Annotated in this window: 21 protein-coding genes; 7 read left to right on the top strand and 14 right to left on the bottom strand. The window is 61.6% G+C overall.

Features of this window, described 5'->3' with window-relative positions; genetic code table 11:
- Positions 1-18 precede the first annotated feature (18 nt).
- Together dctP and EOD29_RS03215 are read right to left on the bottom strand one after the other, a co-directional pair.
- Complete coding sequence (gene dctP / locus EOD29_RS03220) at positions 19-1137, bottom strand: TRAP transporter substrate-binding protein DctP (RefSeq protein ID WP_067320507.1); 1119 nt, start codon at positions 1135-1137, stop codon at positions 19-21.
- A 639-nt stretch (positions 1138-1776) separates the two neighbouring features.
- Complete coding sequence (locus EOD29_RS03215; RefSeq protein ID WP_095827618.1) at positions 1777-2349, bottom strand: DUF1003 domain-containing protein; 573 nt, start codon at positions 2347-2349, stop codon at positions 1777-1779.
- Positions 2350-2531: 182 nt separating this feature from the next.
- On the opposite strand from EOD29_RS03215, the gene EOD29_RS03210 reads away from it, so the two are divergent.
- Both EOD29_RS03210 and EOD29_RS03205 read left to right on the top strand, forming a co-directional pair.
- Complete coding sequence (locus EOD29_RS03210) at positions 2532-3164, top strand: hypothetical protein (RefSeq protein ID WP_095826171.1); 633 nt, start codon at positions 2532-2534, stop codon at positions 3162-3164.
- A gap of 256 nt (positions 3165-3420) precedes the next feature.
- Complete coding sequence (locus EOD29_RS03205; protein WP_127245907.1) at positions 3421-4395, top strand: nucleoside hydrolase; 975 nt, start codon at positions 3421-3423, stop codon at positions 4393-4395.
- Between the two features lie 158 nt (positions 4396-4553).
- Here the strand turns inward: EOD29_RS03205 and EOD29_RS03200 are convergent, their stop codons facing one another.
- The 9 genes from EOD29_RS03200 to EOD29_RS03155 form a co-directional block, all read right to left on the bottom strand.
- Positions 4554-5453, bottom strand: a complete 900-nt coding sequence (locus tag EOD29_RS03200; RefSeq protein WP_127245906.1) for a DUF3618 domain-containing protein — start codon at positions 5451-5453, stop codon at positions 4554-4556.
- Positions 5450-5842 carry a phage holin family protein gene (locus EOD29_RS03195; protein ID WP_066994794.1) on the bottom strand — a complete coding sequence of 131 codons (393 nt, stop codon included), beginning with the start codon at positions 5840-5842 and terminating at the stop codon, positions 5450-5452. Before EOD29_RS03195 ends, EOD29_RS03200 begins: the two co-directional genes overlap by 4 nt.
- Positions 5839-6666, bottom strand: a complete 828-nt coding sequence (locus EOD29_RS03190) for a hypothetical protein (protein WP_245475202.1) — start codon at positions 6664-6666, stop codon at positions 5839-5841. Before EOD29_RS03190 ends, EOD29_RS03195 begins: the two co-directional genes overlap by 4 nt.
- Positions 6632-6961, bottom strand: coding sequence for a hypothetical protein (locus EOD29_RS03185; protein WP_067320531.1), 330 nt, complete (start codon positions 6959-6961; stop codon positions 6632-6634). The genes EOD29_RS03190 and EOD29_RS03185 overlap by 35 nt, the downstream gene beginning before the upstream one ends.
- 2 nt (positions 6962-6963) lie before the next feature.
- Positions 6964-7323: a hypothetical protein gene (locus EOD29_RS03180; protein WP_127239685.1), complete on the bottom strand. Its 360-nt coding sequence runs from the start codon at positions 7321-7323 to the stop codon at positions 6964-6966.
- On the bottom strand, positions 7323-8543 hold the full coding sequence (locus tag EOD29_RS03175; protein WP_127245905.1) for a divalent metal cation transporter: 1221 nt from the start codon (positions 8541-8543) through the stop codon (positions 7323-7325). The genes EOD29_RS03180 and EOD29_RS03175 overlap by 1 nt, the downstream gene beginning before the upstream one ends.
- Complete coding sequence (locus tag EOD29_RS03170; RefSeq protein ID WP_127245904.1) at positions 8540-8971, bottom strand: hypothetical protein; 432 nt, start codon at positions 8969-8971, stop codon at positions 8540-8542. Before EOD29_RS03170 ends, EOD29_RS03175 begins: the two co-directional genes overlap by 4 nt.
- Positions 8972-8980: 9 nt before the next feature.
- Positions 8981-10063, bottom strand: coding sequence for an alpha/beta hydrolase (locus tag EOD29_RS03165; RefSeq protein WP_127245903.1), 1083 nt, complete (start codon positions 10061-10063; stop codon positions 8981-8983).
- Between the two features lie 480 nt (positions 10064-10543).
- A complete protein-coding gene (locus EOD29_RS03155) occupies positions 10544-10861 on the bottom strand; it encodes a hypothetical protein (RefSeq protein WP_127245901.1) in 318 nt (105 codons plus the stop codon).
- A gap of 369 nt (positions 10862-11230) precedes the next feature.
- Here EOD29_RS03155 and EOD29_RS03150 point away from each other — a divergent pair, with 369 nt between their 5' ends.
- Positions 11231-11473 (top strand): hypothetical protein, encoded by a 243-nt coding sequence (locus EOD29_RS03150; protein ID WP_127245900.1) that lies wholly within the window; start codon positions 11231-11233, stop codon positions 11471-11473.
- 56 nt (positions 11474-11529) lie between these two features.
- On the opposite strand, the gene EOD29_RS03145 is transcribed toward EOD29_RS03150, so the two are convergent.
- Complete coding sequence (locus tag EOD29_RS03145) at positions 11530-11922, bottom strand: low affinity iron permease family protein (RefSeq protein ID WP_127245899.1); 393 nt, start codon at positions 11920-11922, stop codon at positions 11530-11532.
- Between the two features lie 65 nt (positions 11923-11987).
- Between EOD29_RS03145 and EOD29_RS03140 the strand changes: the two genes are divergently transcribed.
- The gene (locus EOD29_RS03140) at positions 11988-12194 is read left to right on the top strand and encodes a hypothetical protein (RefSeq protein ID WP_095826180.1); all 207 of its coding nucleotides are present in this window, start codon (positions 11988-11990) and stop codon (positions 12192-12194) included.
- A 16-nt stretch (positions 12195-12210) separates the two neighbouring features.
- On the opposite strand, the gene EOD29_RS03135 is transcribed toward EOD29_RS03140, so the two are convergent.
- Complete coding sequence (locus EOD29_RS03135) at positions 12211-12732, bottom strand: ferritin-like domain-containing protein (RefSeq protein WP_066994822.1); 522 nt, start codon at positions 12730-12732, stop codon at positions 12211-12213.
- A 109-nt stretch (positions 12733-12841) separates the two neighbouring features.
- Positions 12842-13144, bottom strand: a complete 303-nt coding sequence (locus EOD29_RS03130) for a DUF982 domain-containing protein (protein ID WP_066994825.1) — start codon at positions 13142-13144, stop codon at positions 12842-12844.
- A 402-nt stretch (positions 13145-13546) separates the two neighbouring features.
- Between EOD29_RS03130 and EOD29_RS03125 the strand changes: the two genes are divergently transcribed.
- The 3 genes from EOD29_RS03125 to EOD29_RS03115 all read left to right on the top strand — a co-directional run bounded on the left by EOD29_RS03125 (position 13547) and on the right by EOD29_RS03115 (position 15159).
- Entirely contained in the window at positions 13547-14536 is a 990-nt protein-coding gene (locus EOD29_RS03125; protein ID WP_095802652.1) for an SDR family oxidoreductase, read from the top strand.
- Between the two features lie 216 nt (positions 14537-14752).
- Positions 14753-14935 (top strand): hypothetical protein, encoded by a 183-nt coding sequence (locus EOD29_RS03120; RefSeq protein ID WP_067320556.1) that lies wholly within the window; start codon positions 14753-14755, stop codon positions 14933-14935.
- Positions 14932-15159 (top strand): DUF768 domain-containing protein, encoded by a 228-nt coding sequence (locus EOD29_RS03115; RefSeq protein ID WP_095779498.1) that lies wholly within the window; start codon positions 14932-14934, stop codon positions 15157-15159. The genes EOD29_RS03120 and EOD29_RS03115 overlap by 4 nt, the downstream gene beginning before the upstream one ends.
- The last annotated feature ends 15 nt before the right edge of the window (positions 15160-15174 follow it).

The following is a 15174-nucleotide window of genomic DNA, read 5'->3' as shown; positions in this document are numbered from 1 at the left end:
GACGGGCGAGAAGAGGGTTCACAGGTTGATGGTCAGCCCCTGGTACATGTCCGGAGTGACGTAACCGACTGTCGGGTTCTCCATGACCTCGAGCTGCAACTTAAAGATGCGCGCTGCGTCCTTGTCCTTGTTGGCCCACTCGAACCATATGGGCACCGCGATTTCCTGGAACTTCTGGAGGTCCTCCGGTCCAAGCCGATTGATTTCAATGCCGGCATCCAGGAATTTTTGCCAAGCCTCCATGTCGGCCTTCTGGATCGAGCCGAAATGGGCATTGGAATAGACTTGGATCTCGTCTTCCACGAACTTCTTGAGGTTGTCCGGGAGTTGGTTCCAGACATTCATGTTGACGGCAAAGTCCATCAGGTCGACGGGCTGGTATACGGACATCAGACCGGCTGGACCCATGGAGATGTACTTGGTCACCTGCTGGAAACCGAGGGCCCAGTTTACGGCCGGACCGGTGTAGTCGGCGGCATCGATCGTGCCCTTTTCCAGCGCGGAGAACACCTCGCCGCCCGGCAGCAACGTAGTCTTGGCACCGGCTTTCGCGAAGGTTTCGGCGATCATGCCGCCCGGTACGCGCAGTTTCAGATCCCTAAAATCCTCGATTGAGCGGATCGGTGTCTTTGAGTGGATGATGTTCGGGCCGTGATGAATGCGGTTGACGTAGTAAAGGCCTTGTTTCGCATAAAGGTCGCGCGCGGCCTGCAGACCACCTTTTGAATAGAAAAAGATATCCCATTCGTGCGGATAGCGTAGCCCCAACGTGTAAGAGGACAGGAACGCCGTAGCGGGAAGCTTGCCGGCCCAATAAAGTGAAAACGAGTTCATCGCTTCCAGAACGCCGTTCTTCACCCCGTCGAGGAGTTCGAAGTCACCAACGATATCCTTTGCCTTGAACGGCTGAAATTCGAGTTGGCCTCCGGTTTTTTCCTTGATGGTGCCACACCAGTTTTGGAAGGTTTCAAGTCCGACACCCGCCGGCCACGAGGTTTGGATTTTCCAGGTGATTGCGTCTGCGGCTCCGGCCCTTCGAACCCAGGGCGCGGTGACCGCCGTCGCCGTTAGCCCAGCGACAAGTCCACTCGTCTTCAGAAACTTTCGCCTTGATTGGGAACGCGATTCTCCGTCCATTGCTTTCCTCCCTGTTCGGCAAGCGGGCAAATGATGGGCCCGTCGCCGGTCTCAAATCGCAAAATCAATGACGCAAAGGATGTCCCGTTCTTGTGGGACCAGAGCTGCCTCCTTTTTCGCAGTCGTTTCCAGCCGGATGCCAACGCCACAAACGATAGCGACAGGGACCGGCGCAGCCTGTAAATAACATAACGCGGCGCAATCATTTTCAACCACTGCGCGCCCGATCCATAGTATGCCTGTGCGGCTGTAATAAATCCATTGGTGAGTCACGCCCAATGACGCGCTCGGGGCGTCGATCTGATGCTTCAGAATTGGGATTGGGGTAAGAGCCATCGGCTCGTACCGAGCGAGTCCTTGCAGGCCCGCGAGGTCAGTCAGATGTAGGACGCGCGAGTTGCTGGTGATGAGCTGTTCGACACGCAATGCTGAATTGCGCGATTGAGATGGGGCACACTCAGTCCGAGCGCGTCCGCCATGACTTCCCCATGCGGTATAAACCAGCTCTGGCAAATGGCGTTCGGGCGTCTCCCAGCTATTTGCGCAGGCGGGATGATGGCGGCGCCCGGCGGGAGCATGGAGTGCGCGACAGGCCTCAAGATCAGCAGCTTCTGCTGGCGTCCGGTGGATACGGATCGGTCAGTCGACCGTCGCTTGACCCGTTGCCTCCTTAATCTTGTCCAAGACCGCTTCAGGCGCCACGTCGCGCTTCAGCTCCTTCAACTCATTGTCTGCTTCCGTCGGAACATCCAGGCGCTTCGCGATCTCCTCGACCAGTTTGATGAGCTTGGTCGTCTCATGCTCGTTGAGCAGGCTCACCTGCAGATCGAGGTCTGCCCGCGCATCATCCTGGGCGGCCATGCGGTTCTGGTTGATCAGTACGAACGTTGAGAGAAAGATCGCCTCGACCGAGGCGAACATGGCCAGAATAACCAGAGAAGGATCCCAGGGTTTGATAAAGTTCACGATCCCGAAATTTAGGCCGATCCAGGCGCCAAAGAAGACGAGGTGGATGTAGACGAACATCATGCTGCCGGCAAACCTGCTGATTGCCGCCGCCGCGCGCTGCTCCAGCGATGCTGCCTTGGCATCGCGCTTCCGCCTCTCGACCAGTGCCTCGATGTTCCGCGCCAGGGCAGGGGCGAGCCCTTCCGCTGCCGGCGTGGTCGGAGTGGCGTAGCCCTGGTCCTCTGGAGCGGCTTTGGGATTCATTGTTGTCTCTCCCGTCTAGGCAGCCTAACTCGCTATTTGGCAATTCGCTCCATTTCACCGCTGTCCAGAGTGCCGAACGAGCGTCTTGTCCGGCGATCCTGCCCGATGCAACAGCGGTTGCTGCAGACCGGTGCAGGCTCGCTTCGCGTTGAGTTCGCAGGGCAGGACTCCTACTTAAAGGGATGCCCGCGAGCAGAAAAATCGATTCGACTGCACGGCTGGTTGCAGAGTGGCCGCTATCCCCGGCGGCGACGCTTGGATCGTCGGTGCGGGCGAGGGGCATTTTTCTTGAAATGCGCGCTCGCCTTCCGACGGACTTGAGAAGCCTGCTCCATAGCGAGTCCCGGGTGCTTACCTTGCGTCTGCCGGAGGGCTCCCATGCCAATGTTGAGGCCGCATCGGCGATCGTGTCCAAAGCCATGCAGGACATCGAAGACCTGCCCGTCATGCCTCGCGAGGTCGAGGACATTCTGACGATCTCGGCGGGCGAGCGTCACCGCTGGCTCAAGGCCGGCCGCTTGCAGAGCGCCGGGACGCGGACGGTGAAACTGCGTGGCCGCGCGAGGAAGATCACCTTCCACGTTTTTGATCCGCGCCTGATCGAGGATGTGCTCGACCGTGACCTTGTAGCGGTCTGGCGCGAGGAAGACGCTGCGAGAGCCGCCGAGAACCGACGCCGAGCCGCTGCAAAGGCGGCGCTCAAGCGCTCGCAAAAGAGCCGCGGCGCGGCCGCAACCGACGACAGCCAAAGCGAGGCAGTCCACTCCAACCTGCGCGGCTGGGAAGACTTCGAGCGCAACGGGCTCCTCCGCTGAGGTAGGGAGCGCCGTGTCATCTTTTGGGCGGACCGCAGCGCCCTTTGAGGACAGCGATGTCGGCCTCGCGGTCCCCACCGGGCGGCGAGGAGACCGGCGCGCCGACGAGAAACGCGCCAAGCGCGTCACCCGGCGACATATTCACGATACCCTTCGGTGGTGACACTCGGAGCCACGATTCTGTCGGCCTCGCCTCTCGAAGAAGGCTGGCTAAGATAATTGGCGGCAGTGTGGGAAAGAGCGTGACCATAGAGACATGACAAAGCAGAGAATTCTTTTTGATACCGATCCTGGCGTAGATGATGCCCTCGCGCTGCTTTACCTGCACCGTCATCCGAACATCGAACTGCTCGGCATCACGACCGTCTTCGGCAACGCATCGATATCGGTTACAACGCGCAATGCCAGATTCCTCGCCGAGGCTTGGGGGATCAAAGCGCCCGTTCACGCCGGTGCTTCCGTTCCGCTAAACTGGTCCGGCGCGCCGCACCCCTATCCTGTCCATGTTCATGGCGCGAACGGGCTGGGGGATTATCCTATTGCCCAGGAAGCGCGGGAGGAGAAGGACACTGCCGCGCGATTCATCGTCGATACCGTCCGGCAGAATCCGCGTCAGGTGCGGTTGCTTGCTGTCGGAGGCCTGACCAACTTGGCGCGGGCATTGGAGGCCGATCCGGCGATAGCAGATCTGGTGCAGGACGTCGTCGTCATGGGTGGCGCGTTCGAAGTCCCTGGCAATGTGTCGCCCGTTGCCGAGGCCAATATCTACGCAGATCCGAAGGCAGCCGATCGAGTGTTTGCAGCCTCGTGGAAAGTGACCGCGGTTCCGCTCAATCTCACAAATCGAACGGTGATTACGCGACAGGATCTCGCCGCGGCCTCGGAAGGTGCCGATGCCGCCATGCAAATGGTAGCCGCACTGTCGCAAGGCTACATCGACTTCTACCTGCAATGGGGCGAAGCGGGTATGCTTGTGCACGACTGCAGCGCCGCGGTCTACCTGACCGACCCGCACTTATTCGCCACCCGATCCGGTTCGATCATCGTGCTGGAGGACGGCCCGGCGGCAGGTATGACCGTGCAGAGACTGGGCGCCGCCAGTTACTCACCGAACGAATGGGATCAGCGTCCAGTCCAATCGGTGTGCGTTGGTGGCGATGCTGCAGGAATCTTGGCGAGGATTTACGCTGTCTGCAGGGGAAGTTCCGCGGAGCCATCCCCAAAAAGCTAAAAAGGCTCCCTCCGGCGAGAGAGCCGCGATAGCGCGGCCGAGCCTGTGGCGCGGCTTCTACCCGCAGCCATCCAACAGGTCGGGCTCGAATGGTTCACCAGGCCCGACGCGAATGTTCCTCGAACGCGATTCTTGCAGATCGATCCGGTCTGTTCAGATCAGGACTTGTTCGTTGTCGACGGTTCGGTATCGGACAGCCTCCGGTGCACCGCCTCATCGGCTTTGTCGGCGGCGGACTTGACGACATCGCTGACCTTGTCAGCGAGCGTACCTTCGCTCGACGCCTGCCGTCCTGCTTCGTCGCTGGCCGCCTGGTAGGCTTCGGCTGCAACCTGCTTCACCTGGTCGACGCCCTTCTCGAGCGCGTCCTCGGCCCTTTCGCGAAGCTGTTCGCGATAGCCGCCGAGCTGCTCGTCTTCGAGTTGCGTGTGGGGCAGCATCGCGCCGATCGCCGCTCCGATCGCGAGACCGACAGCAGCAACTGCCAGAGGCTGATCCTCCATCAACTGCTGCGCGGAACGAGTGGCCCTCGTCGCCATGTCGGCGGTGGCTGTCGCCGAGTTCGTCAGCGTCTCCGCCGCGCCGCTTGCCATGCCAGATACGCTGCCGGCTGCGCTGCTGGCCATGTCAGACATGGTGCCGGCCGCACTGCTGGCCATTCCCGAGACAGTGCCGGCCGCACCGCTGGCCATGTCGCCGACAGAGGCATAGGTGTCCGAAGTCATGGCTCCGGTTCCCGCCGTGGGTGTGCCGTCATGCCCGTCGGAACCGCGACGGGTCGCGTAGCCGGGCGCGGCGGTTGCGGCGGAAGCGCCGCTGCCCAGCATCAGCCAGGCCAGACCGGCGCCGATTACAGTCAGTGGCAGAGGATTGTCTCGCACCTGAGCCTTCAGGTTGTGGAGCATGTCGGAGCCTGCGCCGCCGGTGAAAATACCGGTGAACTCATCGAAGAGCTGGCCGGGCGTCATCTTGCCTCGAATGGACTCGGCGGTCGCTACCACCCTTGCTCGCGTGGCCTCGGCTTCGCGTTCGAGTTCGGCTGCGGATTTGTCGCTCATCTCGCTTGTTCCTTGATTACGTTCGCGTCACGCTTCAGTTGCTCCTGCGTACGGTCCGGCGCGAGCTCGGAGGGCGACATGCTCGCCATGCCGGTCCGCAGGAGGATGACACCCAGCACGGCAACGACCACTCCGACGAGCAAGGCGGACCAGCCGGCGCCCAGGCCGAGGCGGGTCAGGGCAATGACGAGCGCTTGCAGCAGCACTATCAGCGCGGCGAGAAGACATACCGCGCCGCCCAGAACCCCGACGGCGCCGGCCTCCGCTTTAGTCACGCTCTCGGATAGCTCCGCCCGCAGGAGTCTGGCCTCCGTTTGCACCAGCGTGCTCACCTGCTGTGCCAGATCGGCGACCAGAGTGCCGAGGCTTTGGTTGTCTTGAGTGTTCATTTCTTTAGCTCCGCTGCCTTCCTGGGAGCGCCGCCGTCGACGCCCCAATTGGTCGTCGCGTCATCCCATGGCTCGCTCGCCTGCGCACCAGTCTGCCTGCTCGTTTCCCTACCAGTCTTCCGTGGCGTCGCTGCGCTCTGCCCCGCGCGGCGTGTTTCCGGGGGAGAAGCCTTTATGAACCGTCCGAGCGCCAGTCCTGCCAGCACCGAACCAGCGATCAGAGTGCCGGGATTTTGGCGGCCGAAGTTCTGAATTTCCTCAAGCACCTCGCCGAAGGGCTTCTGCTTCAACGAGGAGGACAGCCTCTCCAGTCCGCCTGCCGCATCCCGCATGAAATTCGACGCCGAGCTCTGGTCGCTGTTGGCCAGATGGTCGCTTGCGGCACGCAGAGCGCCGCCGAATGCCGCCAGGCTCGATCCGATGTCGCGCTGCGTTTCCTCGGCCCTTTCCGACAGGGCCTCCTGTGCTTCCGACGCATAGTCGACTGCCCTGCGAGCAACCTCGTCGCGGGCATCGTGGAGCGCTTCGCCGGCGCTTTGGGTTTCTTTCTTAACTCGATCGGAAACTTCGTTCTTCGCCTTGGCGAAGTCGGCCGGCTCGCGGCCCTGATTATTTTCGCGCTGCATGACGCCTCCTAGTGAAAGCCGAGAAAGGAGAGTATCGCGAGCACAACCACGATGAGACCGATAAGATAGATGACACTGTTCATGGCGCAGGCTCCTCCTTGCCTGTTCCAACTTCGCGCTGGCCGCGATGTTCCCTTTCGCGACCAGGATTTTTTGTAAGTAGCTACTTACCCCGATCGGCGCCTCCGAAGCCGGCAAGCTCGTCATCCGAACAGAGCAGCCGCGGCTGCGCCGGATCGGAGATATCGAGCTTGTCCCAAGGTATGCGGTAGAGGCCCTCGCGGCGGCGCAGCGCGAAAAAGTCGAGCAATGCGGTGCCGATGGCCGAGGCCGACAGGCGTTCAAAAGCTGCGAAGATGCCGACATGGAATTCGGTGACAACGAGGTCGTCGCCGTCCTGCTCGGCGATGACCTCCTCGATATGGCCGATGCTCCTGCCGCCCTGCGTGAGAACGCGCCGGCCAGCCAGATGCTCGAGATTCACATTTGGCATCCTCAGGCTCCCGGGATTCGGCCGACGATGCGATCGCGCAGCCAGCTCTGCCAGGCCAAGATCTTGGTCCTGCGCACGTCGATATCGAATTCGATGTCGACGCCGATGTCGCGCACCTTGGTCCAGGCGATGCGATGCGGCCGTGCCTGCTGCTTCCCGCTCAGCCTTGCGGCCAGCCGCGCCGTTAATCGCCCAGGCCGAGCGCCAAGCCGTCGGGCCAGCGCTATCACGCCAAGCTCGACCGCAACGACCCTCGGCGGCTTGCCCTGCCTCAGCTCGGCGACCAGTCCATCCACCTTGCCGATCTTCACTTGCTCGCGGTCGACGACCTGCTTGTCCAGGATATCGCGCAGCAGCTGCATCAGGTGCCTCCGAATATCTGCAGGGGAATAGTCACCACCGCCAGCACGAAGCCGAGCGCGATGACGAAGATCACGGCGGCATTAGAGATGACGCCGTTGCGGTGCTGGCCGACATAGCGCTCGTCATTCAGCAGGAAGAGGAACGGCACGACCGTCAGCGGCAGACTGGCGGCGGTCAACGCCATTGAGAAGATGGTGAGCCTCAGCGGGTCGAGACCAAGCGCTATCGGAACGGCTGCAAGAAAAAGCGTGAGCGTGTAGACGAGGCTGAAGCCGGGATCGTCGCGCGGCTTGAGATCCTCGCCCCAGGTCCAGCCGAACCCTTGCGCGACGAGATAGGCCTGCTGCAGCGCCACTTCCAGAGCGGCTCCGAAACAGGCGATGCCGAGCGATGCGACGAAAAGGACGAAGCCCCAGAAGCCGAACACCGAGATCAGCATCAGCGGGAGCTGGTTGTAGTCGTGGACCTGGTTCACGCCGTGGGCGCCGAGCACAAGCGCGGCCACGATCAGCACGGCCACGGAGATCGTTCCTCCGAAGCTCATGCCGAGACCGGCAATCGCCCGATTGGTGCCGAGATAGCTCTTGTCCCATTGATCCTCGACCGCGCCCGAGGAATAGAACATGAAAAGGTAGGGCGAGATGGAAGCGCCGAGGATGCTGACGGCCATGAACCAGTAGTTCGCCGTATCGTGTTGTGGCAGGCTGGGCACGGCACCGGCAGCCACCTGTTTCCATTCGGGCTTCAGCATCACCGTTGCGACGACGAAGCAGAGCGTGATCAAGCCAAGCATCGATACGCCTTTCTCGATGAGGCCGAACGTGCCCTTCCACAGCAGCAGCCACGCGAGGAAAGCCGCTGGCAATGCCCACCATTGAAAGCTGATCCCGGTGGCAAGCTCGGCAGCGATGGCAACCCCGCCTATTTCTGCCGAGAGGACCAGGAAATTGACCAGCACGACTGCAAGCAGCGGCCAAAGGAAAGCATTGAAGCCGAAGCGTTCGCGGATGCCGTCGGCGATGGTGTGGTGGCTCACGGCGGCGAAGCGACCGGCCATCTCGACCAAGAAAATGATGCAGATGGTGCCAAGCACGATCGCCCAGATGAGTTGGAAGCCGAACAGGGCACCGGCCTGCGCCGCCGTCGCCATCGAACCGACCTCCAGGAAACCACCGACGCTGGTCACGACGCCAAGCGAAATTTCCAGCAGCTTCTTCATCGTTGCGGCGCGAAATAGCCGCGATAGGCCGTGGCGAGATCCGCCTGCGCGGCGCGAAGCTCATTGCGTGCCCGGCTGGCCTGCGCCTCCTGTTCGGCCTCGACCGCGCTCTCGGCCCCGCTTGCCGCGGTGGACAGCCGGCTGACCGCCGCCTTCAGCGTATCTCGCTTTGCAGGATCGGACGGGGAGTTCGATTCGACTTGCCGGCCGGCATCGGCGAGTGTCTCGGCGAAGGATTGCAAGGCAGAAGACGCGTAGTGGGACGGCGCGGCGCCGGAGAGCCAGGCATCGGTGACCAGCACCGCCGCCTGCGCGGTCGAGGCGGCTAGCTTCGATTGCTGTTCGACGGTTTCAGACGAGGAGCAGGAAGCAAGTGTCAGTGCAAGCACCTGCAGTAAAGGCAGTTTTCGCCGAGCAATGCTGCGCAATGCTTCCTCTCACTGCTGCTGCTTCGAACATGGAGATAAAGCGGCGTGGATCGGAAGGTTCCCCGCCGTAGGCCGGTTGCACGGGACTCTCCGTTGGCGGGCTCCGGCACCGGCCGCTTGTCGGTCGCTCAGTTGCGCGTCCTCGGTGGTCGAAAGGGCAGCGATCTTGTCGATCATGGCGAGCACCGCCTGCGGGGCTGTCAGGTGCACCATATGCCCGGCATCGGGGACGATATCGACTACCGAGTTTGCGAGATCCGCGTGCAGCCGAAACGCCTCGGCCGGCGCGTCGAAAAGCTGATCGCCGGCGCCGGCGATTATCCCAACAGGAACGGAAATGTCGTTGTGCCGAGGCGTCACAAACGCCGCTTCGATCCACATCAGGAAGGACTCCGCCGCGATCGACCGCAGTTGCGAGGGGCGGCTCGCCAACTCCCTCGTCGTTGCGGTGAATGCCGCCGAGATCGCCGCCGGGCCAAATATCTTTCGCATTGACCAAGCCCAGCCAAGCCTGACCAGCGGCGGCAGCAAGGTGTGGCGGAAGGCCGTTCCGATCAAAGGCAAGATCGGCAACCCCGACAAGGCGAGTTCGAACCTTGGCGATGGATAGTGGTAGCCGGAGACAAGCACGACCCCGGCAACGCGCCCAGGGCGCCGTCGCGCCATCTCGAGCGCAACCGCGGCACCCCAAGAGTGGCCAAGAACAATATAGCGTCCAATTCCGAGTTTCGCGGCCGCGGCATCGATCAGATCGGCCTGCGCGGCGGCCGACCAGATCCTGCCGATCGGGCGCGAGCTCCTGCCGAAGCCTGGTCTGTCGAAAGCCAGAACACGATAGTCTGCGGCCGCTTTGTCGACGATGCCGCTTGTCGTGAAATCCTCGGCCGAAGAGCCGTTGCCATGCAGCAACAACAGCGGCATGCCCTGGCCATCCTCGATCAGGTGCAGCCGCGCTCCGTCGACTTCGACGGAGCGTCCAAAACGTCGGCCGCGTAACGCCCGCCGCGCTCGCAGGCCATTGTAGAGGGCAAGCCCGGCCGCTGCCGCGGCAAGGAGGAGGACCACGTCGTTGAACGTGGCGATGTCAGGCATGATCCCGTGCTGCTACGGAGCCATGGCACAAGCCGCTGTTGAGAGAAGCGGCGGATGTACCCAGGCGCTGGCTTCCAAAGAAGGAGCTTTCAGGCCGAGCCCTTCTGAGGCAGCTTCGTCTCCTCATCGACCTGTTCCTGGAGAGCCCTGCGTTCGCGCTCTCTTCCCTGAGCGTCGACCGGTCGATCCAGCCGTTCAAGCTCGCGTTCCACCGTGTCACGCGCGCCCTCGACAGGATCTTCCTGCGGCAGACGCTTATCTGTTCGCTTTGTGCCTTGCTCGCTCGCCCGGTCACTGTCCGATCCCAGTTTGGACGGATCGTCCTTTGCAGAATGCTTCGTCATTGGCTTACTTACCTATCTGGCCTGCCACGTCGGCGGATCACGTGCCGATCTGTTCAGAAGCAGCCCTACAGGCGAGCTGTCTCTTTGTTCCGGCCATCCCGTGCGGCAGTTGGTCAGTCCCGATCCTCGCAGTTGGTCAGTCCCGATCCTCATGGTCTTCCGCCTGTGCCGGTTCCGACTCCTCGAGAGCCTCAATGACCGGGGCAAGCGAGGTCTCTTTCCGCTGATTTGATTCTGTCGGGTCCTCCTGCTCGGCGGTCATGTCGAGCGCCCGTTCGATTGCATCTTCGATATTGCCGATTTCCTCCTCGCGAACCTCGTGCCCGTAGCCCGCGGCGTCGGCGTCCTGCTCGAACTGTCGCACAAGCACCGGAACGCTGACTTGCGTGTCGGCAGGCAAGTTCCCGACGTTCTCCTCGAGCCAGCTTCGAAAGAACTCCCTGGTTGCACTCATGAGCCGCCTCCTTCGAGCTGAGAACGGCCGCCGTCTGCCAATGTTCCTCTGGCGGAGCTTGCGTTGCCGCGTCTTTCGTCTGAGCGGTTACAACGAGGATCTTCGCGGCAGACGGGATCGCTCATCCACGGCCCGACGGTAAGCTGCGCCCTCCAGTCGATCTGGAACGCTTAGCGCAGGAATGGCGGCTCCTCAGCAGCGTTCCTCGATCGACCGGATCACCTCCTCGACACCTCGCAGTCGATTTCGATTTCCCGCGTGATTAGGGTCATCTGGCGCCCTGACATTTCAGGCACCCGAAACGCCTTTGCGCATGTTCGGAACGATCGAATCCAACTGCCGTTACCGACGAAAGAACAGGAGGAACCGATGAGCGGACGCAGAACCCATGACCAGCAAGTGCGCATTCTGGAAGAACGTGAGAACAGAAAGAACGCGCCCAAGGAATTCGACGCCAAGGCGGAGCTGAAGCAGCCAGCCGCGGAGCGCGAAGCGCGGCGGAAAGGTTCGGACCTCAGGAGCGACACGCCCGACCTCGTCGACCCCGATGATCGCAACATCCTTCGCGGCAAGAATCAGGAAAGCGGCCACAACAAGCATCGTGGCGACTAAAGCGCGTCACGCATGTCTTGGTCCCGAAGCCGGATTCCACTTTCGGAAGACATGTTTTAGGCAGGGCGGCTTTCGGCGTAAGATGCGATCGTCCCCTTGCTGGCGGTCTTGGTTTGGGCACACCTGGTTCTGAATTCTTGGGCCTCCGCTTCCGTGTGATGCTCGATGCCGATGAAGTCGTTTTTTGCGCGGCCTGAGCGAATGAGCTCATCGAGCTTCGCCTGAATGGCCACGCCGTCGCGGTTCTGGGTGTTTTGAATCAGGAAAACCATCAGGAAAGTAACGATCGTCGTCGCGGTGTTGATGATCAGCTGCCAAGTCTCGGAATAATGAAAGGCCGGGCCGGCAATGGCCCAGAGGACCACCGAAACCACGCACAAGACGAAGGCCCATGCACGGCCCGCGGCATGGGCGACAATCTCCGCGAGCCGATTGAATGCTTTTTCCACCTTGAACTCCGGACTTTCACCCTGACGAAATTTCCCGCCACGCCAGCCTGAGGATAGTGTGCCGGATGAACTGCACCGAAATGCAGCCGTTTATCCTGTCCTTGGCGCTGGGCACCGGCAAGAAATCAACTGAAGGCGGGCGCGACGCCAAGAAGGCGACCGCTCCGCTGAAAAAACTTGCAGCGTTTCGCGAGGAGGCGGGCCCCGTAATCGCGGCCCCGGTCAAAGAGACCGGGGCCGCGTCGCCAAGTCGACTTTTGGCATGCGAATAAGCGTTTATCGGGCGCCTTACGCGGCCGCCTGCATGGCCCGCTTGTTCGCACCGCTTTCGCCGAGCTTGCTAAGTGTCTCGTCGGTAGCGGATTCTTCCTTGAGGGTGTCGCGCAGCAAGGGGAGGGCGTCTTTCAGGCCCAGTTGCTCCGCCCAGGCAATCAGCGTGCCGTAGCGCGCTATTTCATAATGCTCGACCGCCTGGGCGGCAGCCACAAGGCCCGCGTCGAGCGCCGGCTCGTCCTTGTATTCCTCGAGGATCTCCGAACCCTCTTCAATGATGCCATCGATCGCGGGACACGTCTTGCCGCGCGCCGGCTTGCCCAGCATTTCGAAAACCTGCTCGAGCCGGTCGACCTGAGCTTCAGTCTCGGTGCGATGCTTTTCGAAGGCCGCGCCCACTTCCTGTGACTGCGCCGCCTTGGCCATCTTAGGCAGCGTCTTCAGGATCTTTTTCTCTGCATAATAAAGGTCTTTCAGGCCATCCACGAACAGGCTTTCCAAGCCGTTCGCCGCGCCGGACGAACTTTTCTTTGCCATCGACGTCTCCTTCGTTCGACTTTCTTGACCAAACAAAACCGGTGGGATCGACCGATGTTCCCGCGAAATATTTTTTGAAGCCGGGACGACGAGCCGAGGTGCGCGAGCGTTACTTCGGCGTGCCCTTGCCGTTGCGGGACGAAAGTTGGTCGAGCATGCTGAGCGCTGCACTGGGACCCGCATGCTCCAGCAGACCCTGCTCGGCGGCCGCCTTCTTGAAGGCGGCAAAGGCGATTGCCGGCCGGCAAATCCCGTTGGTCGCGTCTTCCACCAGCCGAACCGCCTTGCGATAGGCTGGTGAGTCCTTGCTCTTCCATTTCCGACCAAGCGCCTTCTTGGCGTCAGCGATCGACGACACCATCATCGTGCCGCCGTTGACGAAGTGGATGGTGAGGGGCAGGAATCTGCTCAAGGCTCTTTCACCGTCCTAGCCATTCGCACGCAGGCCGGGCGGCCCCGACGAAGAGGTCCGCGGTCGGCGCCGCCGCCAAGGGGATTATCGGTCCGAAAGGATTTCATGGTGCTACCGCCTGTTTGAGATCGCATAAAACGAAGCTGCCGCCGGGTAGTTGCATTCAGCCGGCCCGTGGCGGTCAAAAAACCTGCTCCTACTGATCGCTGTCCCGGCGAGCGGCGCCGGCGGTTGTGGCGGCCGTGATTGAGGTCCCGACGGATGTCGCGACCGATGTCCGGATTGAGAGCCGGCAGCTTCGGAGCGAGGCCAACCTTTTCTGTTCGCGTGCGTTGTCCCTCGAAAGCGAAGGAGACACCGATGCCGACGAAATCCGCCAGGATGACCGACTCCGCCACACCGATGAAATCGGCCCCGCGGACTAAATCCACCTCCGAGCAGGCGGCCAGCAAGCAGCGGAGCGTGCAACGCAAGGTCGACGCGACCGATCGCGCCAAGTCGAACGGCAAATCCAAATCACAAGGCGCCATGCAGGCCGGCGCACGGGAATACCCGGTGCCGCCTTTCCCGAAGCAGCATCATCCCAAACCCGGCGAGGAATGGGCGATCGAGCCCGCGCCGCTCTACGACGCGCCGTTCTGGCAGGGGTCGAACAAATTGGGAGGCAAGGTGGCGCTGATCACCGGCGGCGATTCCGGCATCGGCCGCGCAGTTGCCGTGTTGTTCGCCCGGGAAGGGGCGGATATCGCCATCGCCTATCTCAGCGAGGATCGCGACGCGAAGGCGACAAAGCAGGCAGTCGAGGCCGAAGGCAGGCGCTGCATCATCATGCGCGGCGACGTGGCCAGGCGGACCTTCTGCCACAAGGCGGTGGAGCGGACGCTGAAGGCCTTCGGCAGGCTCGACGTGCTCGTCAACAACGCTGCCTTCCAGGTGCATTCGACCGATTTCGCCGACCTCACCGAGCAACACTTCGACACCACGCTGAAGACAAATCTCTACGGCTACTTCCACATGGCCCAGGAAGCCGTTCCGCATATGAAGCCGGGTTCGGCCATCATCAACACCGGGTCGGTCACCGGCATCGAAGGCTCGAAGGAACTCATCGATTATTCGATGACCAAGGGCGGCATTCACGCCTTCACCCGGGCGCTCTCTGGTAACCTGATCAGCAAGGGCATTCGCGTCAATGCCGTGGCGCCGGGGCCGGTTTGGACGCCGCTGAACCCGTCGGAGAAGGAAGCGGAGAAGGTCTCGCAGTTTGGCGCAAAGACCCCGATGAAACGGCCAGCCCAGCCGGAAGAGATCGCGCCTGCCTATGTATTTCTCGCTTCGCCGCAATGCTCCAGCTATATCACCGGCGAGATCCTGCCGATCATTGGGGGCTATTGACCGCGGCCGCCTATATGAAGGTCTTGATGAAAAAGGCGGTTCTCGATCCGCCGGCCGTCTTGGTAATCCGGCCTGACGGGCCGCCCAGATAATCTGGTTGGCCAAACGGCCGGCAAGGCAGTCGCAGACGCTGGGAAGAGTCCGAAGGAATTCAGATTTTCGGCACAAGCCTGAACCTGTCGGCCTTTCGGCAGTTTTCAAGGCTAGGAGGTTTCGATGAACGAGCACACCGACAAAGGCGACTCGCATGACGGTGCCGTTGAGATCCTGGCCGGCCGATTGGCCAGGGAGGCAGACATTTCCGAAGAGCAAGCCCGCGAACTGATCGAGTTGATCGGGACCGATTGGAATTCCCTGCTTCGAGAGGCTCATTTTCTGAAGGCGCGGCATCGCCTATGAGCGAACGCGGGGCCGAATTCTTTGGCGAATGGATTACCAACAACGTGATGCGCGGCAGCGTCGGCGCTGACATCATTTCCGTCGCGGAATTGACGACCAAGCTCTTTGCAGATGCGAAGGCCGCAGGTGTTTCCGAGCATGAGATTGAAGAGGAGATCGGGAGCGCTTACGATGCCATACTGGCTGCAATCGTCGGACTTGAGGACTCGGGCAAGTCCGATTGAAAGCCAAGGCAGCCT

The organism is Mesorhizobium sp. M1A.T.Ca.IN.004.03.1.1 (assembly GCF_003997555.1).
Lineage (GTDB): Bacteria > Pseudomonadota > Alphaproteobacteria > Rhizobiales > Rhizobiaceae > Mesorhizobium.
The sequence above is the reverse complement of the archived record's forward strand: the minus strand, read 5'-3'. Positions and strand labels throughout refer to the sequence as shown.